18 protein-coding genes are annotated in these 21,346 nt (G+C 68.3%); 10 read left to right on the forward strand and 8 right to left on the reverse strand.

The features are described from left to right. Positions 1 to 44: 44 nt before the first annotated feature. From AC07VX_RS17670 to AC07VX_RS17685, 4 genes are read right to left on the reverse strand one after another with little or no spacing between them, the layout of a single operon-like run. Positions 45 to 1,478, reverse strand: coding sequence for a mannose-1-phosphate guanylyltransferase/mannose-6-phosphate isomerase (locus AC07VX_RS17670; protein WP_493165599.1), 1,434 nt, complete (start codon positions 1,476 to 1,478; stop codon positions 45 to 47). A gap of 17 nt (positions 1,479 to 1,495) precedes the next feature. Next, entirely contained in the window at positions 1,496 to 2,518 is a 1,023-nt protein-coding gene (gene galE, locus AC07VX_RS17675; protein WP_493165801.1) for a UDP-glucose 4-epimerase GalE, read from the reverse strand. Then, complete coding sequence (locus AC07VX_RS17680; protein WP_493165598.1) at positions 2,515 to 3,762, reverse strand: porin family protein; 1,248 nt, start codon at positions 3,760 to 3,762, stop codon at positions 2,515 to 2,517. Before AC07VX_RS17680 ends, galE begins: the two co-directional genes overlap by 4 nt. Further along, positions 3,752 to 5,140, reverse strand: coding sequence for an undecaprenyl-phosphate glucose phosphotransferase (locus AC07VX_RS17685; protein ID WP_493165597.1), 1,389 nt, complete (start codon positions 5,138 to 5,140; stop codon positions 3,752 to 3,754). The genes AC07VX_RS17680 and AC07VX_RS17685 overlap by 11 nt, the downstream gene beginning before the upstream one ends. A 133-nt stretch (positions 5,141 to 5,273) precedes the next feature. On the opposite strand from AC07VX_RS17685, the gene AC07VX_RS17690 reads away from it, so the two are divergent. From AC07VX_RS17690 to aspS, 6 genes are all read left to right on the forward strand, one after another. Further along, complete coding sequence (locus tag AC07VX_RS17690) at positions 5,274 to 5,816, forward strand: hypothetical protein (protein WP_493165596.1); 543 nt, start codon at positions 5,274 to 5,276, stop codon at positions 5,814 to 5,816. Further along, positions 5,813 to 7,375, forward strand: coding sequence for a ubiquinone biosynthesis regulatory protein kinase UbiB (gene ubiB, locus AC07VX_RS17695; RefSeq protein WP_493165595.1), 1,563 nt, complete (start codon positions 5,813 to 5,815; stop codon positions 7,373 to 7,375). The genes AC07VX_RS17690 and ubiB overlap by 4 nt, the downstream gene beginning before the upstream one ends. A gap of 66 nt (positions 7,376 to 7,441) precedes the next feature. Beyond that, on the forward strand, positions 7,442 to 8,905 hold the full coding sequence (locus AC07VX_RS17700; protein WP_493165594.1) for a high affinity choline transporter 1: 1,464 nt from the start codon (positions 7,442 to 7,444) through the stop codon (positions 8,903 to 8,905). Positions 8,906 to 8,960: 55 nt separating this feature from the next. Then, positions 8,961 to 9,266 (forward strand): FmdB family zinc ribbon protein, encoded by a 306-nt coding sequence (locus tag AC07VX_RS17705; protein WP_493165593.1) that lies wholly within the window; start codon positions 8,961 to 8,963, stop codon positions 9,264 to 9,266. An 11-nt stretch (positions 9,267 to 9,277) separates the two neighbouring features. Next, positions 9,278 to 9,958 (forward strand): DUF502 domain-containing protein, encoded by a 681-nt coding sequence (locus tag AC07VX_RS17710; RefSeq protein WP_493165592.1) that lies wholly within the window; start codon positions 9,278 to 9,280, stop codon positions 9,956 to 9,958. An 87-nt stretch (positions 9,959 to 10,045) separates the two neighbouring features. After that, on the forward strand, positions 10,046 to 11,836 hold the full coding sequence (gene aspS, locus AC07VX_RS17715; RefSeq protein ID WP_493165591.1) for an aspartate--tRNA ligase: 1,791 nt from the start codon (positions 10,046 to 10,048) through the stop codon (positions 11,834 to 11,836). A gap of 537 nt (positions 11,837 to 12,373) precedes the next feature. On the opposite strand, the gene AC07VX_RS17720 is transcribed toward aspS, so the two are convergent. Together AC07VX_RS17720 and AC07VX_RS17725 are read right to left on the reverse strand one after the other, a co-directional pair. Then, a complete protein-coding gene (locus AC07VX_RS17720; RefSeq protein ID WP_493165590.1) occupies positions 12,374 to 12,898 on the reverse strand; it encodes a hypothetical protein in 525 nt (174 codons plus the stop codon). 12 nt (positions 12,899 to 12,910) lie between these two features. Then, positions 12,911 to 14,029, reverse strand: coding sequence for a helix-turn-helix domain-containing protein (locus AC07VX_RS17725; RefSeq protein ID WP_493165589.1), 1,119 nt, complete (start codon positions 14,027 to 14,029; stop codon positions 12,911 to 12,913). A 762-nt stretch (positions 14,030 to 14,791) separates the two neighbouring features. Here AC07VX_RS17725 and AC07VX_RS17730 point away from each other — a divergent pair. Genes AC07VX_RS17730 through clsB form a run of 4 tightly spaced genes read left to right on the forward strand, consistent with a single transcriptional unit; the run spans position 14,792 to position 18,131 of the window. Next, positions 14,792 to 15,589 carry a curli production assembly/transport component CsgG gene (locus AC07VX_RS17730; protein ID WP_493165588.1) on the forward strand — a complete coding sequence of 266 codons (798 nt, stop codon included), beginning with the start codon at positions 14,792 to 14,794 and terminating at the stop codon, positions 15,587 to 15,589. Positions 15,590 to 15,607: 18 nt separating this feature from the next. Then, complete coding sequence (nudB, locus tag AC07VX_RS17735) at positions 15,608 to 16,084, forward strand: dihydroneopterin triphosphate diphosphatase (RefSeq protein ID WP_493165587.1); 477 nt, start codon at positions 15,608 to 15,610, stop codon at positions 16,082 to 16,084. Next, positions 16,081 to 16,872, forward strand: coding sequence for an endonuclease/exonuclease/phosphatase family protein (locus AC07VX_RS17740; RefSeq protein ID WP_493165586.1), 792 nt, complete (start codon positions 16,081 to 16,083; stop codon positions 16,870 to 16,872). The genes nudB and AC07VX_RS17740 overlap by 4 nt, the downstream gene beginning before the upstream one ends. Then, on the forward strand, positions 16,869 to 18,131 hold the full coding sequence (clsB, locus tag AC07VX_RS17745; protein ID WP_493165585.1) for a cardiolipin synthase ClsB: 1,263 nt from the start codon (positions 16,869 to 16,871) through the stop codon (positions 18,129 to 18,131). Before AC07VX_RS17740 ends, clsB begins: the two co-directional genes overlap by 4 nt. On the opposite strand, the gene hutH is transcribed toward clsB, so the two are convergent. Both hutH and hutU read right to left on the reverse strand, forming a co-directional pair. Then, positions 18,125 to 19,630, reverse strand: coding sequence for a histidine ammonia-lyase (gene hutH / locus AC07VX_RS17750; protein ID WP_493165584.1), 1,506 nt, complete (start codon positions 19,628 to 19,630; stop codon positions 18,125 to 18,127). The two genes, clsB and hutH, sit on opposite strands and share 7 nt — an antisense overlap. 8 nt (positions 19,631 to 19,638) lie before the next feature. Continuing rightward, positions 19,639 to 21,315: a urocanate hydratase gene (gene hutU / locus AC07VX_RS17755; RefSeq protein WP_493165583.1), complete on the reverse strand. Its 1,677-nt coding sequence runs from the start codon at positions 21,313 to 21,315 to the stop codon at positions 19,639 to 19,641. Between the last annotated feature and the right edge of the window lie 31 nt (positions 21,316 to 21,346).

Genomic DNA, 21,346 nt, shown 5'->3' on the forward strand with positions numbered 1-21,346 from the left:
CTAGACGCTGAGTGCCGCCCGCAGGCGCCGAAAAGCCCGGCCTTTCAGGTTCGTCCGTAGGTGTCTTCGAAACGGACGATGTCATCCTCGCCCAGGTAGGAGCCGGACTGCACCTCGATGATCTCCAGCGGGACCTTGCCAGGGTTGGCCAGGCGGTGGGTCTGTCCCAGCGGGATGTAGGTCGACTGGTTTTCGGTCAGCAGGATGGTCTTGTCGCCGTTGACGATCTCGGCCGTGCCGCTGACGACGATCCAGTGCTCCGCGCGGTGGTGGTGCATCTGCAGGCTCAGGGACGCTCCCGGCTTGACCATGATGCGCTTGACCTGGTGGCGCGGGCCGTTGTCGATGCTGTCGTACCAGCCCCAGGGGCGGTGCACCTTGCGGTGCAGGGCCTGCTCGCCGCGCTGTTCGGCGCCCAGCCGGTTGACGATCTGCTTGACCTCCTGGCTGCGCGCGCGGTCGCTGACCAGCACGGCGTCCGGCGTCTCGACGACGACGACGTCCTTCAGCCCGACGACGCCCACCAGCCGGCTGGTGGCGTGCACCAGCGTGTTCTGGCTGTCCGCGATCAGCGCGTCACCGACAGTGGCGTTGCCGTCGGCATCCTTCTCGGCGACCTGCCAGACGGCTTCCCAGGCACCCAGGTCGTTCCAGCCGGCGTCCAGGGCCACCATGCGCAGGGCCACGTCGGTGCCGGGGCAGCGCTCCATGACGGCATAGTCGACCGACTCGCTCGGCACGACGGCGAATTCGGCCTTGCCGGGGCGTACGAACTTGGCGTCCGTCTTGCGCACGTCCCAGGCGGCGCGGGTGGCGGCGGCGATGTCCGGGCGGAAACGCTCCAGCGCCTTCATCCAGACGCTGGCGCGCAGCACAAACATGCCGCTGTTCCAGTAGTAGCCTCCTTCGGCCAGATAGCGCTTCGCGGTGTCAAGGCTGGGCTTCTCGACGAACTGCGCGACCGCCAGGCCGGCGGCATCGGCGGTGGTGCGGATGTAGCCATAGCCAGTCTCGGGCCGGTCGGGCGTGATGCCGAGGATGGCGATGGCGCCTTCGGAGGCGATGCGCACGGCGTCCTGCAGCGCTGCGGTGAAGGCGGCGGGGCGGGTGACGGTCTGGTCGGCCGGTGTGACGACGAGGACCGGGTCCCGGCCGCCCTCGAGTGCGGCCAGGGCCGCCAGGGTCAGCGCGGGCGCGGTGTTGCGGCCCATCGGCTCCAGCAGCACGCTGCTGGGTTCCAGGCGGATCTCGCGCAGCTGGTCCAGCACCAGGAACCGGTGCTCCTCGTTGCCTACGATGCAGGGGGCGGCGAGTTCGAGGTCCGCCGAGGCCAGGCCGGCCAAGCGCTTTGCGGCGAGCTGGAACAGGCTTTCGTTGCCGGACAGCACAAGGAACTGCTTGGGGTAGCCGGCACGCGACAGCGGCCACAGCCGGGTGCCGGAGCCGCCGGCCATGATGACGGGTTGGACCTGGATCATTGCTTGTGCCCCCCGGCTCAGGCCGGGTTGAATCCGTGAGGGTTGAGGTGTTGCCAGCGCCAGCTGTCCTCGCACATGCGGGCGAGGTCGAGCTTGGCCTGCCAGCCCAGTGTCTCCCGGGCCGCTGCGGGATCCGCCCAGCAGGCCGCGACGTCGCCGGGGCGGCGCGCAACAATTTCATACGGAATGCTGCGGCCGCTTGCCTTCTCGTAGGCATGCACCAGGTCGAGCACGCTGTAGCCCTGGCCCGTGCCGAGGTTGACGGTCAGCGAGCCGGGGTTGGCCAGCAGCCAGCGCAGCGCGGCGACGTGGCCCTCCGCGAGGTCGCTCACATGGATGTAGTCGCGCACGCCGGTGCCGTCCGGGGTCGCGTAGTCGCCGCCGAAGACGGAGAGCCTGTCGCGCCGGCCGACGGCGACCTGGGCGACATAGGGCATCAGGTTGTTGGGCGTGCCGCGCGGGTCTTCGCCGATGCGGCCGCTCTCGTGGGCGCCGACCGGGTTGAAGTAGCGCAGGCAGGCGGTCTGCCAGGCCGGGTCGCTTGCACCGAGGTCGCGCAGGATCTGCTCGCCCATCAGCTTGGTGGCGCCGTAGGGGTTGGTCGAAGAGGTCGGGGCGTCCTCGCGCAGCGGCAGCTTCTCGGGTGCGCCATAGACGGTGGCGCTGGAGCTGAACACCATGCGCGTGCAGCCGTGGCGCTTCATGACCTCGCAGGTGTTGACGAGGCCGCCGAGGTTGTTGCGGTAGTAGGCCAGCGGCTGGCTGACCGACTCGCCCACCGCCTTGTAGGCGGCGAAGTGGACGACGGCTGCCGGCCGGTAGCTGCCGAAGATCTCGTCAAGCGCGGCGGCGTCGCAGACGTCGGCACGCTCGAATTCGATGGGCGCGCTGGCCAGCTCGGTCAAGCGTTCCAGCACGACGGGCGAGCTGTTGGCGAAGTTGTCGACGCCGACGACCCGGTAGCCAGCCTGTTGAAGCGCCAGCCAGGTGTGCGAAGCGATGTAGCCGGCGGCGCCGGTGAGCAGGATGGTGGACATCAGTAGACGATGGCTTGGCCGGTGCAGCCGTAGCTGCTGGCGCTGTAGATGTATTGCGACACGTTGCTGTCGCGGCTGGCGTGGTTGTACTGGCAGGAGAGGCTGAGCCCGCGCGAGAAGGCCCAGCTCAGTCCCAGGCCGTAGCTCTTGTCGTTGTCGAAGGCACCGTTCACCTGAGCCCCCGAATCGATGTTGCGATGGCTGCGATTGCGATTGGCGCTGGCGTTCAGTGTGAGCTTGCCGGTCAGGGCATAGCTGCCATTGAGCCGCCAGGTCGTGTAGACGCGGTTCACGTCGGTTGCGCCGATCGCCGTTTCCTGGCCGGTGTCGCGCGAGTACTGCACCCCGAACTGGATTTTGCCCGTGGGGCGCCAGTTCCAGCCCACGGAGCCGGTCGTGCCGCTGAAATCGCGCAGGGCGCTGAGGCTGTTCTTCAGGCGGCTGCGGCTCAGGCGCGTGTTGATGGCGCTGCTGCCGCCGGTGGTCCACTGGGTCGTGAAGTCGATGTCGTCACGCGTGTAGTCGTCGGCTTCGCTGAGAATCTCGAGCTGCAGCGTGTCCGGATTGATCCTCAACCCCGTGGGGTAGCGCGGGTACTGGCCCTTGGTGTGGCGGCCGACCAGACCCAGCTTCACGTTGCCGCCCGGCGTGGCATAGACGCCGAGCTGGCCGGTGTTCTGGTGGAACACGAAACGGTCGTACTCGACCGCACTGAAATCGCGGCGCCGGTAAGTCCAGCCGCCTTCGAGCGAGTAGCGCGTCGCCAGGCCGAGCCGCACGATGGCGGCGTACTCGTCGTTGCGCTCGGTGTTCTTCTCGAAGATCGGGTTCACGCCGCCGCCGATGTTGAAGTCCGCCAGCGAGCGGCTGGACATGGCGCTGAGCGTGCCCGACAGGTTGCCCACGGTCTGCCAGGCCAGCGCGCTGCGCAGCGTGTAGGACTGGTTGTTCAGGTCGCTGTTCGAGGAGTAGCGGTTGTTCTGGAGCGTGCCGTCGACGGTCAGGTGCTGGCGGCCGAAGCGCTGGTCGATGCCCGCAAGCACGCCGGTGCTCACGACGGTGTCGCTGTTGTTGCTGTTCGCCTGCCGGAAGACATTGGAGACATGGGACACGCCCAGGGAGCCGCCAACGTAGAACGGCGTCGTGTCGTCCGTCTGGGCCTGAGCCGACGGGGCCAGGGCAGTGGCCGAGACCAGCGCTGCAAGCGTGGTCCAGCGGCCGGGGAGGCGGGTGGGCTTAATAGGCATGTCGATCAAACACCACCAGCCTCACGGTGCGCAGGATGATCTGCAGATCCAGGGCCAGCGACCAGTTGCGCAGATATTCAAGATCGTATTCGACACGTGCCTTCATCTTGTCGATGGTGTCGGTCTCGCCGCGCAGGCCGTTGACCTGGGCCCAGCCGGTGATGCCGGGCTTGACCTTGTGACGCACCATGTAGGCCTTGATGAGCTTGCGGTATTCCTCGTTGTGCGCGACGGCGTGCGGGCGCGGGCCCACGATGCTCATGCGTCCCTGCAGCACATTGATGAACTGCGGCAGCTCGTCCAGCGAGGTGCGGCGGATGAAGGCGCCGAACGGCGTGATGCGCGGGTCGTCCTTGGTGGCCTGCTTGACGACGCTGCCGTTGTCCAGCGCGCGCATCGAGCGGAACTTGTAGACGATGATCTCCTCGCCGTCCAGGCCGTTGCGGCGCTGCTTGAAGATGACGGGGCCGGGCGAGCTGAGCTTGACGCCGACGGCCACCAGCAGCAGCAGCGGCGAGATCAGGATGAGGATGAGGCTGGCCAGCACGATGTCGCTGAGCCGCTTGACGAGCTGGTTGGTGCCCGTGAAGGGCGTCTCGCAGATGCCGACGACCGGCACGCCGTTCATGTCCTGCAGCCGGCCCTGGATGATGCTGATGCCAAACACGTCGGGCACGAAGAAGAGCGAGGCCGTCGTGCCCTGTACCTGCTCCAGCAGCTCGACGATGCGCGGCTGGGAGCCCAGCGGCAGGGTGATGTAGACCTCGCGCACGCCCTTGTCGCGCACGAACTCGCTGAGCTGGGCCAGCGTGCCGAGTATCGAGGCGCCGGCCTCGGGGTGCAGGCGCTCGGCGCTGCGGTCGTCGAAGTAGCCCAGGCAGATGACGCCCTGGGCCTCGCGCAGCGCGCGTGCCACCTTGTGGCCCAGCGGGCCGGCGCCGACGATGACCGCCGTGCGCCGCATGCCGGGGTCGCGGGCCCGCCACTGCTGGAGGCGGCGGCCCGCCTCGATGGCGGCGATCTGGGCGAGGGGCGTGATGCCGGCCCACCACAGCAGCACCTCATCCTCGAAATAGTGCAGGCTGTTGGTGGCATAGCCGCACAGCAGCAGGATGCCCAGCAGCACCAGCCACGACGACAGCACGTCGACGATGGCGCTGGCCGGGTGGTCGCCGAAGCGGTTGCGCCCCGGGAAGGTGAGGGCGAACACCAGCAGGCACAGCGTCAGCGCCGGCCGCATCACGGGCTCGTCGAAGTGACCGTTCACGAACAGGAAGGTCAGCACGATGATGCCCGGCTCGAGGAATGCGGCAATGAGGGACTCGACCGACTGCGGTGCGCTGTAGAACGTCCTCTTGTAGCTGCGGTCCTCAAACATCGTGGCGGGTTCGGTGGGCCTCGGGGCCGGGGCGGCGGGTGCTGGAAAAGCGATCCGGGATTCTCTACCAACAAATTTGACAGTCGCATCCTTGGCGTCCCTTGTTCAGGGTCCGCTGCCTACAATCTTGGCCATGTCTTCTTCCTGGCCCATGCCGCCCCTGCCGTCGCTCACGCCCCTGCTGATGCCGGCCCTGCAGGACCGCCTCGTGTTGTTGATCAACCATGTCGTGTCACGCGAGCCCATCGCGGCGCAGCGCCTGCAGCCCCTGGCCGGGCGCGGCCTCGTCCTGCACCTGGCCGGCTGGCCCTCGCTGCTGCCTGGCGCACCTGACCTGATACTGGGCGTGACGCCGGCAGGCCTGTTCGAGCGCCTGGACTCGCCACCCCCGGGCCCCGGCGGCCTGCGCGTCGAGATCGACGCGTCCAACCCGGCCCGGCTGGCACTCGGGGCGCTCAGCGGCGAAGCGCCGACGGTCAGCGTGCAGGGCGACGCCGCCTTCGCCGGCGAGATGCACTGGCTGATGGACAACCTGCGCTGGGATGTCGAGGACGACCTGGCAGGCATCGCCGGTCCCCTGGCTGCCCGCCAGATCGCCCAGTTCGGCCGCGCGCTGCGGCGCAGCCTGTCGGGCATGGCCGCGCGTTTCGCGACGACGACCGGCAGCGGCGCATGAGGTTTGTCTCCCGGCTGCTGGTCATCCTGTGGACGGTCTGGCGCTTCGGTCTCGATGACCTGGCCCTGTCGGGCCTGAGGCGGCGGCGCTTCCAGGTTCTGAGGCGGCTCACCCGGCTGGGCCGGCGCTGGCAGGAGCCCCGCGGCGTGCGCCTGCGCCTCGCCCTGGAGCATCTGGGCCCCATCTTCGTGAAGTTCGGCCAGGTGCTGTCGACGCGGCGCGACCTGCTGCCGGGCGACGTGGCGCTGGAGCTGGCCAAGCTGCAGGATCGTGTGCCTCCCTTCCCGGCGGCCCTGTCCCGCGAGATGGTCGAGCGCGCCTTCGGCCAGCCGCTGGAAGCGCTGTTCGCCAGCTTCGACGCCGAGCCCGTCGCCAGCGCCAGCATCGCCCAGGTGCACTTCGCCACGCTCAAGGACGGCCGCGAGGTCGCGGTCAAGGTGCTGCGCCCCGGCATGCTGGACGTCATCGACGACGACCTGTCGCTGATGCGCCAGCTGGCCGTCTGGGTCGAGCGCTTCTCGGCCGACGGGCGGCGGCTGAAGCCGCGCGAGGTCGTCGCCGAGTTCGACATGTATCTGCACGACGAGCTCGACCTCGTCCGCGAGGCCGCCAACGCCGCCCAGCTGCGCCGCAACATGGATGGCCTGGACCTGGTGCTTGTGCCGGAGATGCACTGGGACCTGTGCAGCCCTGAGGTCATCGTCATGGAGCGCATGAAGGGCGTGCCGATCTCGCAGAGCGCCCGGCTGGAAGAGGCTGGCATCGATATCAAGAAGCTGGCCCGCGACGGCGTGACCATCTTTTTCACGCAGGTCTTCCGCGACGGCTTCTTCCACGCCGACATGCACCCGGGCAACATCCAGGTGAGCCTGGCGCCGGAGACCTTCGGCCGCTACGTGGCGCTGGACTTCGGCATCATCGGCACGCTGACCGAGGTGGACAAGGACTACCTGGCGCAGAACTTCATCGCCTTCTTCCAGCGCGACTACAAGCGCGTGGCAGAGCTGCACATCGCCTCCGGCTGGGTGCCGCCCGAGACGCGGGTCGACGCGCTTGAAAGCGCGGTCAGGGCGGTCTGCGAGCCGCATTTCGACCGGCCGCTGAAGGACATCTCGCTGGGCCAGGTGCTGATGCGGCTGTTCCAGACCTCGCGCCGCTTCAACGTCGAGATCCAGCCCCAGCTGGTGCTGCTGCAGAAGACGCTGCTCAACGTCGAGGGCCTGGGCCGCCAGCTGGACCCTGAGCTGGACCTGTGGGCCACGGCCAAGCCGTTTCTGGAGCGCTGGATGAACGAGCAGGTCGGCTGGCCGGCGTTCAACAAGCAGCTGATGAAGGAAGCGCCGCGCTTCGCCCAGCTCATTCCCGAGCTGCCGCGACTGCTCCATGACGCGCTGAAGAACCAGGCCCAGCGCGGCGGCGACGCCGAGATGCGCGCCCTGGTGCGCGAGCTGCGCAGCACCAACCGGCTGCTGTCGGGCCTGCTCTGGGGGGCGTCCGGCTTTGCGCTGGGCATCACGCTTGCGTGGCTGGCGCTGCGCTTTCTCGAGCTCGGCCTCTAGGCCCGGCGGAGCGCGCCGCCTTCATAATCCGCGCCACTTTTTCCTGCCCACCCCGTTCCGACGCCCATGAACACCACGCTGATCGTTTTCGTCGTGCTTTATCTGCTCGGCACGCTGGGCATCGGCGTCTGGGCCGGCACGCGGGTCAAGAACACCGCGGACTTCGCCGTTGCCGGCCGCAGCCTGCCGCTGGTCATGGTCGTCACGACGACCTTCGCGACCTGGTTCGGCGCCGAGACGGTCATGGGCCTGCCGGCCAAGTTCGTGCAGGGCGGGCTGGGCGCCGTCGTGGAGGACCCCTTCGGCGCCGGCCTGTGCCTGGTGCTGGTGGGCGCCTTCTTCGCCGCGCGGCTGTACCAGAAGAACCTGCTGACCATCGGCGACTTCTACCGCCAGCGCTTCGGCAAGGGCGTGGAGATCTTCTGCTCGCTGGCCATCATCCTCAGCTACCTGGGCTGGGTGGCCGCCCAGGTCACGGCGCTGGGCCTGGTCTTCAACATCCTGACCGACGGCGCCATGAGCCCGCAGACCGGCATGATCGTCGGCCTGCTGGCGGTGCTGGTCTACGTCGTCATCGGCGGCTTCCTGGCCGTGGCCTGGACAGACTTCATCCAGATGATCGTGCTGGTGCTGGGCCTGGGCGTCATCGCCGTGTTCGCCTCGGACCTGGCCGGCGGGGCCGACAAGGTGCTGGACCTGGCCAGGTCGCGTGACCTCGGCCGCTTCTTGCCGCAGCCGAGCTTCACCGAGATGGCCATGTTCATCGGCTCGGGCCTGACGATGATGCTGGGCTCCATCCCGCAGCAGGACGTCTTCCAGCGCGTCATGTCCGCCAAGGACGCCAAGACCGCCCAGCGCGGCGCCATGATCGGCGGCTTCAGCTACATCGCCTTCGCCTTCGTGCCCATGTTCATCGTGCTGGCTGCCGTCAGCGTGATGGGCGACAAGGCGCTGGAACTGGCCCAGAACGACTACCAGCGCGTGCTGCCCAGCTTCGTCATGGGCCACATGCCGCTGCTGATGCAGATCCTGTTCTTCGGCGCGCTGCTGTCGGCCATCAAGAGCACGTCCTCGGCCACGCTGCTGGCGCCGACGACCAGCTTCGTCGAGAACATCCTCAAGCAGATCCGCCCTGACATGAGCGACAAGCAGCAGCTCGTCGCGATGCGCGTGACGCTGGTCGTGTTCGCCTTCGCCGTGCTGGCCTACGCCATCGCGCTGCAGGGCACGTCGATCTACGACCTCGTCAGCGCCGCCTACCAGGTCACGCTGGTGGCAGCGTTCGTGCCGCTGGTCTTCGGCCTGTACTGGCGCCGCGCCACGACGCAGGGCGCGATCTTCTCGATCTTTGCCGGCATCGCCGTCTGGGTGGCCTATTTCCCGCAGGTGACGACCTGGGGCGAGCGCTTTCCCGGCCAGCTGGCCGGCCTGCTGGCGGCCCTGGTCGGCATGCTCGCCGGTTCGCTGATGCCGCAGATCCTGACCAACCGCCACGAGCACGTCAGCCACCACCTGCCGCCTCACGGCTGAGCCGGCGGCGGCGCACCGCTAAAATGGCGGGCTTTTCGCCCCCGATCGACCTGCCATGCCTATCTACGCCTACCGCTGCAGCGCCTGTGGCCACGCCAAGGACGTGCTGCAAAAGCTGTCCGACGCGCCGCTGACCACCTGCCCGGCCTGCGGCGCAGAGAGCTTTTCCAAGCAGATCACCGCCGCCGGCTTCCAGCTCAAGGGCTCGGGCTGGTACGCCACCGACTTCAAGGGTGGTGCCGCGGCGGGCGCCGCCGGTGCTGCAGCGGCTCCTGCTGCGGCCGGCGGCGATGCGCCCAAGGCCGAAGCGTCGAGCGCCTCGTCCTCCACCCCCTGCGGCGGCTCCTGCGCCTGCCATTGAATCGGACCGACGTGGGCGCCTCACTTCGCAAATACCTCGTTGCCGGCCTGCTGGTCTGGCTGCCGCTGGCCATCACCGTCTGGGTGCTGAGCCAGGCGCTGGAGGTCGTCAACGGCGTCTTCGGGTCCCTGCTGACGGCGCTGGCCCTGGTGCTGCCCAGCGCCTGGCGCGCCGGCATCCTGGGCCTGCAGCATGTGCCGGGCCTGGGCCTGGTGATCGTGGCCGGCGGCCTGCTGACCACGGGTGTCTTCGTGGCCAACATCTTCGGCCAGTGGCTGCTGACGCAATGGGACCGGCTGATGTCCCACATCCCCATCGTCAAGAGCATCTACAGCTCGGTCAAGCAGGTGTCGGACACGTTGTTCTCCAGCAGCGGCAATGCCTTCCGCGAAGCCGTGCTGGTGCAATACCCGCGGGCTGGCAGCTGGACCATCGCCTTCGTCACCGGCACCCCCAGCGGCGAGGTGGCCTGCCACCTGGAGCACGAGCACGTCAGCATCTACGTGCCGACGACGCCCAACCCCACCTCGGGTTTCTTCCTCATCGTGCCGCGGGCGGACGTCAAGCCGCTGCAGATGACGGTGGACGAGGCGCTGAAATACATCATCTCCATGGGCACGGTGGCACCGCTGTCCCATCCGGGCGAGCAGCCCTGCCTGGCTGTCGACGGCAATCGAAATTCGCCGGGTTGAACGCCCCGGCAGGCGTTCAATCCTGAGAGCCGAGCGAGCTCGCCAGCGCCCCCAGAACACCCCCTGAAAAGAATCCGGAGAAATTCCATGCGTACCTGCTATGCCGGCCAAGTCAGCGAAAAGCTGCTCGACCAGACCGTGACCCTGATGGGCTGGGCCCATCGCCGCCGCGATCACGGCGGCGTCATCTTCATCGACCTGCGCGACCGTGAAGGCCTCGTGCAGATCGTCTGCGACCCCGACCGCGCCGACAGCTTCAAGATTGCCGAAGACGTCCGCAGCGAGTTCTGCCTCAAGATCGTCGGCAAGGTGCGCGCGCGCCCGGCCGGCACCGAGAACGCCAACCTCGTCAGCGGCAAGATCGAAGTGCTGTGCCACGAGATCGAGGTGCTGAACCCGTCGGTGCCCATCCCCTTCCAGATCGACGAGGAAAACCTCAGCGAGACGACCCGCCTCACGCACCGCGTGCTGGACCTGCGCCGCCCCTACATGCAGAACAACCTGATGCTGCGTTACCGCGTCGCGATGGAAGTGCGCAAGTTCCTGGACGAGCATGGCTTCGTCGACATCGAGACCCCGATGCTGACCAAGTCCACGCCCGAAGGCGCGCGCGACTACCTCGTGCCCAGCCGCGTGCATGACGGCCACTTCTTCGCGCTGCCGCAGTCGCCCCAGCTGTTCAAGCAGCTGCTGATGGTGTCGGGCTTCGACCGCTACTACCAGATCACCAAGTGCTTCCGCGACGAGGACCTGCGCGCCGATCGCCAGCCCGAGTTCACCCAAATCGATATCGAGACCTCGTTCCTCACCGAGGAAGAGATCCGCTCGATGTTCGAGGGCATGATCCGCCACGTCTTCCGCAAGGCGCTCAATGTCGAGCTGGGTGACTACCCGGTCATGAAGTACGCCGAAGCCATGCACCGCTTCGGCTCCGACAAGCCCGACCTGCGCGTCAAGCTCGAGTTCACCGAGCTGACAGACGCGATGACGACGGTGGACTTCAAGGTCTTCTCCGGCCCGGCCACCACGCCGGGCGGCCGTGTCGTCGCGCTGCGCGTGCCCAAGGGTGCAGCGATGAGCCGTGGCGAGATCGACGCCTACACCGAGTTCGTCAAGATCTACGGCGCCAAGGGCCTGGCCTGGATCAAGGTCAACGAAGTGGCCAAGGGCCGCGAAGGCCTGCAGTCGCCCATCGTCAAGAACCTGCACGACGAGGCCGTCGCGGAAGTGCTCAAGCGCACCGGTGCCCAGGACGGCGACCTGCTGTTCTTCGGCGCGGATAAGGCCAAGGTCGTCAACGACGCCATCGGCGCCCTGCGCCTGAAGGTCGGCCACAGCGAGTTCGGCAAGACCAACGGCCTGTTCGAGGACAAGTGGGCGCCGCTGTGGGTGGTCGACTTCCCGATGTTCGAGCACGACGAGGAGAACAACCGCTGGGCGGCCGTTCACCACCCGTTCACCGCACCCAAGGATGGGCACGAGGACCTGATGGTCAGCGATCCGGGCAAGTGCATCGCCAAGGCCTACGACATGGTGCTCAACGGCTGGGAACTGGGCGGTGGCTCGGTGCGTATCCACCGCGCCGAAGTGCAGGCCAAGGTCTTCGAGGCGCTGAACATCAGCGCCGAAGACCAGCGCATCAAGTTCGGCTTCCTGCTGGACGCGCTGCAGTACGGCGCGCCCCCGCACGGTGGCCTGGCCTTCGGCCTGGACCGCATCGTCACGATGATGACGAAGGCCGAGTCCATCCGCGACGTGATCGCCTTCCCCAAGACCCAGCGCGCCCAGTGCCTGCTGACCGGCGCGCCGTCGCTGGTCGACGAGAAGCAGCTGCGCGAGCTGCACATCCGCCTGCGCAATGCGACTCCGGCAGCCTGACCGGCGCCGCGACCGCGATGAAAGCCCCGCCTCGGCGGGGCTTTTTTCGGCCCCTGGGTGTTATCACGCAGATGGCAAGAACCAATGCGTGAAAACGACTTAGGTCATTTCCAGAGAGGCCTTCGGACAAAATTGGAGGGGTGTGGCGGGCGTGTTACGCCCGCGGTTGGAGTCCTGCTGCGCAAGGGACGCGGTTTTTGACCGTCTGGGTGTCACGTACATCGGTGAGGCTCGTCGCAAGGGGCAGTCCCTGCCGTTCATCGTGGTCTTCATCGAAGAGATGGCGGACCTGGTCATGCGAGGCAGTGCAAGGACCTGCGCAAACCACAGGGTCCGGTGCGGCCGCATCGCTGCAAAAACGTTTGCGTTCGTTATCGTTAAACGTCGTCGAAGGAGAACGTTTTTGCACAGCCCGTGCCGTCGGCAGGCAGGTGATGCAGCGCCGTCCTCAGCACGCTGCAGCGCGACTCGGAACAGGGGCTTCAACGAGCGACGCAGCTGGTGCGCGTCCACGCGGCAGAGGGCGCGGCCCCGCCCTCAGGGAATCGCGCCCAGGAAGACCTGCGTACGGATTGAAGCGAGCCAGGGAGCGCAGTACTGCGTCCCGAGCAAGGCCACCTTCGATTTGGCCGTGTTGGCCGATTGAAGGAGCTCTTCAAGCGACACCAGATGGTCCAGCCAGCCTGGCTCCTTCATGCTCGCGATGGCGCCCTTGTCTGCGGTGCTGACGACGATGAGCCGGGAGAGCGGGGACTCGTGCGCTTCAAGGTAGGCGAACAGGTTCAACTCACCAGGGTCAAGTACCGACATCTTCGGATACTTCAGCATCAGCTGATTGCGTTCCTTCTTGGTTACCGGGTGCGCTGTTTGAGCGAGACCCGACTCCAGGACCGCTTGGTCGACGGGCACGCGACCTGGACGACTGGTGCAGCCGGTCAGCGCCTCCGTCACAACGGTGGTGACCGTCTCCAGCTTGTGTCCGCGGGACAACTCACCCCAGACACCCACCCGAAAGCATTCGATGATGACGTTGGTGTCCAGAAAGACTCGCGGCGCCGGCATCGTCTACGCAGGTTAAAGCTCAAACGGCGCCGGCATCCCGTACACCTCGAACAATTCAGTCAGCGCGAACAGCGGCATGCCCAGTGCCTTCGCGACCTTCCGCGCAGAGACGCGTCCCTTGTCGAGCGCGACGTGGAGCTTCTGCACGAACGACAGGGAGAACAGGTTCGGGGTCGCTTGCCGGTCGGGCCGGCGCAATGCCGCAAGGGCTGCTCGTGTTTGCTCGTCGATGCGTTCCAAGTGCAGCAGACGCCACCCGAGTGCATCGGTGCTGACCTGAAGTTGGTCGGCGACATCCGCCAAGTGTTGAACGTCCTGCGCTCGGGCACGGTCAATGAAGTGGTCCAGTGACTTGCGCGGCATCAGCAGCGCGCTGGCAAAGTTGTTGGCCAGTTGCTCGACACGCTTGAGCCTTGCGCGGTGCTCGACGGAGTTCGACTCCCGGTGGCTGGGAGGCAGAGCCTCCCACGTCAGCGTGTGGAACAGCTCGTGAGCCAGGTTGAAATTGCGGCGTGCGGCGCTCTCCTGCCGATTGACCAGGATGGCGCTGAACACGTCAACTTGGCAGGCTGCTCCCGAAATCGCGTGCTTCGGCATCTTGTCCGAGGTGTCCACGAAGAGCACCGGGATGGCCAGCTTGGCCTCCAGGCACTCGGCCAAGGACGCGGCCGGCACCAGCCCAAGCTGCAGGACATCTGCGAGGCGCTCCCCGTAGTACTGCGCCTGTTCGAACGTGCTGCTCTCGTTCATGCGCAGGCTCAGGAAGTCGTAGTCAGCCCCCTCGCGCTGCTCCTGCAGGTGCAGCCAGCGAAGCACGCCCACCCAGCTGCTGGCGGACGCCTCAAAGCGGTCGAGCTCCTCCCCGGGCAGGTCATCGGCGGCGCGCCACGAGTACTGGGCCTCGGCCACGACATTGAACGGGTCGAGGAAGAACTCCACTTCCTGGTCCAAAGCGTCGCTCAGCTCAAGCAGCTCATCCGCCTTGACCGCGCGCTTGCCGTTCTCGATGTCGGAGATGGACTGGCGGTCCTTGAAGCCCAGCAGGGCCGCCAGCGCCTCCTGGGTCATGTTCAGCCGCTCCCGGGCGTACTTGACGCGGGGACCGACTTGGAAGGAGGTAGGCGAGTTCATTGCAGAGGGGGTGGTGGGTTCGCCTGCGTATAGAGCTGTGCATTATATTCTTGCGAAACGACACTTGCAAGATTGGCCTGGGCGGGGAGCGGTCACAAGACGAGCGCAAGCTGGCCCGCCCGACGCCAGCTCCGTCATCAACCGCACGCAAGCTGGCTTCGGACGTCATCACCAAATGAGCGAAGTTGGTCACGTCGATTCCCGCCGAGCCGGCAGCGGAGAGCGCCTGCAACACAGAGCACTTCAGGCGGCCCCGAGGACCGAGCTGTCCCCGGGCGTGGACCACGCCCGCAGCCTCTGATGACACGGTGGGTGCCAGGGCGGCCATCGTTGAGTCCAAGGCTGCCACCTTGCTGTGGACGGAGTCGAGCTGGGCTTGGAGCTCGAGAAGCTTCTGCCGCAGGCGCTCGGACTCGCCAGCCAGGACCGCGCGCTCGTTGAGGAGCCACTTCAGCACCGAAGGCGTGCGGGTGCGCTGCGGCGAGGACACGTCGGTGGACGGCGCCGAGGGGGCTGGTGAAGGTAGGGCGGACGGGGCGGACTTGGGCACGGAGGTAGCGCATGAGGGCACACTACCTCTGTGAAGGCACGCTTCCAGTTGAGGTCGGCGGCACCCGAGACCTGGGAACAGGTTCTCTAGTCCTCTTGGGCCATCTGCGTGGTAACCCCACGCCCCTGCTCGGGGGGAATGTCCCCCGTCCCTGGGGCATGACGGCGCGTTGCAGGGGGCAGACTCTTGCGCTTCGTCTTGAGGTGACCCGCATGAACCCCGTCCGCTCCCTTCTGGCCCTCGCCACCGTCCTGCTGATCGCGGGCTGCGGCAAGTCGTCCACCACGCTCGGCGACGGCGGCTCGGTCATCAGCGGCTCGGCCGGCCCGGCGGGCGCCCACAAGGCCAGCCGCGAGCTCGTCAAGTGCGATGCGCCGGTGGCGACGCTGGCCCTGGTCGAGAACCCCAACGGCTATGCCTATTCCGGCTACCAGCTGCCCTCCAGTCCCGTGCCGCTGGTACGCCTGCTGGCCCAGCAGAGCGGTTGCTTTCGCGTCGTCGACCGCGCGGCCGGCCTGAAGGCCACCGTGCGCGAGCAGGAGCTGAAGGAGGCCGGCATCCTGCGCCAGCAGGGCAACACGGTGAGCAAGGGCAAGGGCTACGAGGCCCAGTACAGCCTGACGCCCAGCCTCACCTTCAGCGAGCAGGACGCCGGCCGCCAGATCGGCGGCATCCTGCAGGCCATTCCCTACCTGAACAAGCTCGTCGGTGCGGCCGAGCAGGTCAAGCTCAAGCAGGCCCAGGCGGCCCTGCTGCTGACCGACAACGAAACCACCGAGCAGGTCGCCGCGTCCACCGGCTCGGTCGAGGTGGCCGACCTCGGCGTGGGCGGCGCGGTGCTGGGCAAGCTGGGCGGCGCGGCCGGCGCTGGCTGGAGCAATTCCAACGAGGGCAAGGTCATCGCCGCGGCTTTCCTGGACGCCCACAACCAGCTCGTTGCCCAGGTGCGCGAGCTGCAGGCCAGGGAACTGCCGCCGGCCGTCGCCACCCGCAAGCAGCAAGGCGGCTGACGTCGCTATGCTTTGGCCATGCAGTTGGCCAAGCCCTTCAAGATCCCCGAGTCGGTCCTCGTCGTCATCCACACGCCCGATCTGCAGGTGCTGCTGATCGAGCGGGCCGACCACCCCGGCTTCTGGCAGAGCGTCACCGGCTCCAAGGATGCGCCCGACGAGCCGTTCGCCGAGACCGCGCGCCGCGAGGTGCTGGAGGAAACCGGCTTCGACATCGCTGCCCTGGGTGGCGAGCTGCGCGACTGGCACCTCGCCAACGTCTACGAGATCTACCCCCACTGGCGCCACCGCTACGCGCCCGGCGTCACGCGCAACACCGAACACGTCTTCGGCCTGCAGCTGCCCGCGGCCTTGACGCCGACGCTGGCACCGCGCGAGCACCTGTCGTGGGTCTGGCTGCCCTGGGCGCAGGCGGCGGACCGCTGCTTCTCACCGTCCAACGCCGAGGCCGTGCTGCAGCTGCCGCGCTTTGCTGCCGCCCTCACCACGCCATGAGAGTCGTCGCCCGCCACAGCCCCCAGGCAGCCGGCGCCGTGCTGCGCGTGGCCACCTACAACATCCACAAGGGCGTGCGCGGTCTCGGGCCGGCCAAGCGCCTGGAGATCCACAACCTGCAGATGGGCGTCGAGGCGCTGGACGCCGATCTCGTCTGCCTGCAGGAAGTGCGCCTCTTCCACCACCGCGAGGCGGCCCTCTTCGACCGCACCTGGTTCGGCTGGCCGGAAAAAGGCCAGGCCGAGTTCCTGGCGCCCGAGGGCTACGAGGTGGCCTACCGCACCAACGCGACGACCAAGTTCGGCGAGCACGGCAACGCGCTGCTGTCGCGCTGGCCCATCGGCGACATCGGCCATCACGACGTGTCGGATCACTCCTTCGAGCAGCGAGGCCTGCTGCACGTGCCGGTGCACTGGCAGGGCACGGTGGTGCATGTCGTCGTCGCGCACTTCGGGCTGATCCATTCCAGCCGGGTGCGCCAGGTCGACCGCCTCGCGGCCTTCATGCGCGAGCATGTGCCGGCCGGTGCGCCCGTGCTCGTTGCCGGCGACTTCAACGACTGGGGCGAGCGCCTGGACGTGCCCATGCGCGCCCACGGCCTGCGCCGTGCGGCGCCGCCCCACGGTCGCGCCAGGGCCGCCACCTTTCCGTCGCGCCTGCCCGTCTTCGCGCTGGACCGCGTCTACATGAGCGGCCTGCGCTGCACCGGCGTGCAGGTGCCCCGCGGCACCAGCTGGGCGCGCATGTCCGACCATCTGCCGCTGCTGGTGGAACTGGCACTCGAATGAGGCGGCTCGGCTCGAAGCGGCGCCGCCGGCACCACGCCGCCGACCCCGGCTTCGTCGGCGGCAACGAGGTCGAACTGCTGCGCGGTGGCGACCAGCTGTTCCCGCACATGCATGCGGCCATCCGCCACGCGCGCAGCGAGGTCTGGCTGGCGACCTACATCTTTCACCACGACGAGACCTCGCTGGCTCTGGCCGATGCGTTGCTTGCCGCGGACCGCCGCGGCGTGCGTGTGCGACTCGTCGTCGACGGCTTCGGCAGCAATGCCAGCATCGGTGTGCTGAGGGAGCGCTTCGCCGGCAGCGGCGTCGCCTTTGCCGTCTTCCGGCCGATGGACCGCTGGTGGCGCTGGTTCCAGCCCGGGCAGCTGCGCCGCCTGCACCAGAAGCTCTGCGTCGTCGACGGCGAGCGGGCCTTCGTCGGCGGCATCAACGTCATCGACGACCGCCTGGACATGCACCATGGCATCACGGAGCTGCCGCGGCTGGACTTCGCCGTGGGCCTGCGCGGCGCGCTGGTGGATCTGGTGGGCCAGAGCGTGCGCGCCATCTGGTCGCGCGCCTGGCTGGGCCGGGATTTCGACGACGCCCTGCTCGACTACGTGCCGCTGCGCCGCCGCCTGGGCCTGTGGCTGACCCAGCTCTGGCGCGGCCCGCAGCGCCTGGCCGAGCCGCCGTCACGGCTGAAGCCCGTCAGCGCTGCCTTCGTGCTGCGCGACAACCTGCGCCGCCGCCGCACCATCGAGCATGCCTATGCCGATGCCATCCGTGGCGCGCGCGAGCGCGTCGACCTTGTCTGCCCCTACTTCTACCCGGGCCAGCGCATCCGCCACGAACTGCGCCAGGCGGCCGACCGCGGCGTGCGCGTGCGCCTGCTGCTGCAGGGCAAGCTGGACTACCGCATCGCCGGCTGGGCCGCCGAGGCCCTCTATGCCGACCTGCTGGGCCACGGCGTCGAGATCTACGAGTACACGCCCGCCTTCCTTCACGCCAAGGTCGCGGTGGTCGATGGCCACTGGGCGACGGTGGGCAGTTCCAACATCGACCCGCTGTCGCTGCTGGTCAACCTGGAGGCCAACGTCGTCGTGCAGGACGGCGGGTTCGCCGCGCGACTGGCAGAGGAGATCGAGTCGGCCATCGCCGTGTCACAGCGCGTGGGCGAGACCGGTGGCACCGGCCTGCGCGCACTGCTGCACCGCGCCGTCGTGGCCTGGTTCGCCTACGTCTTCCTGCGCGTGGCGGGGGCGACCGGGCGTTACTGAGCGAAGCCCGGGGCGCCGTCGGCGCGCAGCGCGCCGGCCTGCACCAGCGCGGTGGCCCGCTCGATGTCCGGCGCCAGGTAGTGGTCGGCCGGCATGCTGGCGCAGTCCGCGCGCAGGCGCTGGTGCAGGGCCTCCACGGGCGCCGAGCTCCGCAGCGGGCGCAGGAAGTCGATGCCCTGGGCCGCGGCCAGCAGCTCGATGGCGACGATATGGGCCGTGTTGTCGATCATCGCGTGCAGGCGCCGTGCGGCGAAGGTGGCCATGGAGACATGGTCCTCCTGGTTCGCGCTGGTCGGCAGGCTGTCCACGCTGGCCGGGTGGGCGATGCTCTTGTTCTCGCTGGCCAGTGCCGCGGCCGTCACGTGGGCGATCATGAAGCCGCTGTGCAGGCCGGCGTCCGCCGTCAGGAAGGGCGGCAGGCGCGAGATGCCCGGGTCGATCAGCATCGCGATGCGGCGCTCGGCGATGGCGCCCACCTCGGCGATGGCCAGGGCCAGGTTGTCGGCCGCGAAGGCCACCGGTTCGGCGTGGAAGTTGCCGCCGGAGATCATCACGTCCTCGAACACCAGCGGGTTGTCCGTCACGGCGTTGGCCTCGCGCACCAGCACCTGCGCGGCGTGGCGGGCCTGGTCCAGGCAGGCGCCCATGACCTGGGGCTGGCAGCGCAGGCAGTAGGGGTCCTGCACGCGCTCGTCGCCCTCGCGGTGCGAGGCGCGGATGGCGCTGCCGGCGAGCAGCTCGCGGTAGACGCCGGCCACTTCCATCTGGCCGGGCTGGCCACGCACCGCATGAATGCGGGCGTCGAAGGGGCCGTCGCTGCCGCGGGCGGCGTCCAGCGTCATCGCGCCGCTGGCCAGCGCCGTCGCGAACAGGCCCTCGAAGCGCAGCAGCGCGTGCAGCGCCAGAGCCGTGCTGGCCTGGGTGCCGTTGATGAGGGCCAGGCCTTCCTTGGCCGCCAGCGTCAGCGGCGGCAGCGCGAGGCGGGCCAGCTCGTCGCGGGCGGACACGCGCTGGCCCTTGACCAGGGCTTCGCCTTCGCCCATCAGCGCCAGCGTCAGATGGGCCAGGGGGGCGAGGTCGCCGCTGGCGCCGACCGAACCCTGCGCAGGCACATAGGGCACGAAACCGGCGTTGAGCGCGTCCAGCAGCGACTGCACGACCTCGCGGCGCACGCCCGAGAAGCCGCGCGCCAGGCTGCCCGCCTTGGTCGCCAGCATCAGCCGCACGACCTCGGGCGACATCGGCGCACCGACGCCCACGGCATGGCTGCGGATCAGGTTGAGCTGCAGGGCCGCCAGCTGGTCCTTGGCGATGCGCGTGCTGGCCAGCTTGCCGAAGCCGGTGTTGACGCCGTAGACCGGCGCATCGCCGGCGGCGGCGGCGGCGACGAGCGCGGCACTCTTGTCGACGGCCGACCAGTCGTCGAGCTGCAGTTCCGCGCGGCCGGCGGCGATGTCGGCGAGCTGGGCCAGCGTCAGTTGTCCAGGGATGAGTTTCATGGCGGGCATCACAGGGAAGGCAGGTTCAGTTCGTGCTTCTTGGCGCAGTCCACGGCGGTCTCGTAGCCCGCGTCGGCATGGCGCATGACGCCGGTGGCCGGATCGTTCCACAGCACGCGCGAGACGCGCTTGGCAGCGGCTTCGCTGCCGTCGCAGACGATGACGACGCCCGAATGCTGCGAGTAGCCCATGCCCACGCCGCCGCCGTGGTGCAGCGACACCCAGGTGGCGCCGCCGGCAGTGTTCAGCAGCGCGTTCAGCAGCGGCCAGTCGGAGACGGCGTCCGAGCCGTCCTTCATGCCCTCGGTCTCGCGGTTGGGGCTGGCGACGGAGCCGCTGTCCAGGTGGTCGCGGCCGATGACGATGGGGGCCTTCAGCTCGCCGTTCTTCACCATCTCGTTGAAGGCCAGGCCGGCGATGTGGCGCTCGCCCAGGCCCAGCCAGCAGATGCGTGCCGGCAGGCCCTGGAAGGCGATGCGCTCGGCCGCCATGTCCAGCCAGCGGTGCAGGGCGGCGTGCTGCGGGAAGAGTTCCTTGAGCTTGGCGTCGGTCTTGCGGATGTCCTCGGGGTCGCCCGACAGCGCCACCCAGCGGAACGGGCCCTTGCCCTCGCAGAACAGCGGCCGCACGTAGGCGGGCACGAAGCCGGGGAAGTCGAAGGCGTTGGCCACGCCCTGGTCCTTGGCGACCTGGCGGATGTTGTTGCCGTAGTCCACCGTCGGGATGCCCATCTGCTGGAAGGCCAGCATGCCCTTGACATGCTCGGCGGCGCTCCTGGCGGCGGCGGCCTTCAGCTCGGCGTGCTGGACCGGATCGGCGCCGGCGGCCTTCCACTGCTCCACGCTCCAGCCTGCCGGCAGATAGCCGTGGATGAGGTCGTGGGCGGAGGTCTGGTCGGTGACGAGGTCGGGCTTGATGGCCGAGCCCTGCCTGCAGCGTTCGGCCAGCTGAGGGACCAGGTCCGCCGCATTGCCCAGCAAGGCGATGGAGCGGGCCTCGCCGGCGGCCGTGTACTTCGCGATGCGGTCCAGCGCGTCGTCCAGATCCAGGGCCTGCTCATCCACGTAGCGGGTCTTGAGGCGGAAGTCGATGCGGGACTGCTGGCACTCGATGTTCAGCGAGCAGAAGCCGGCGAAAGTGGCTGCCAGCGGCTGGGCGCCGCCCATGCCGCCCAGGCCCGCGGTCAGCACCCAGCGGCCCTTGGCCACGCCGCCATAGTGCTGGCGCGCGGCCTCGGCAAAGGTTTCGTAGGTGCCCTGCACGATGCCCTGGCTGCCGATGTAGATCCAGCTGCCGGCCGTCATCTGGCCGTACATCATCAGGCCCTTGCGGTCGAGTTCGTGGAAGTGCTCCCAGGTCGCCCAGGCCGGCACGAGGTTGGAGTTGGCCAGCAGCACGCGCGGCGCGTCCGGGTGGGTGCGGAACACGCCCACCGGCTTGCCCGACTGAACCAACAGCGTCTCGTCATCGCTCAGCTCGCGAAGCGACTTGAGGATGGCATCGAAGGCATCCCAGTTGCGTGCGGCCTTGCCGATGCCACCGTAGACGACAAGCGCGTCCGGGTTCTCGGCCACGGCGGGGTCGAGGTTGTTCTGGAGCATGCGGTAGGCGGCCTCGGTCAGCCAGCTCTTGCAGCTGAGCTGGGTGCCGGTGGGCGCTTTGACGGGGCGGGGCAGGGCGGTCATGTCGAACTCCTCAAAGTGGGGCGGACTCTAG

Source organism: Roseateles sp. GW821-FHT03B02, assembly GCF_059421025.1.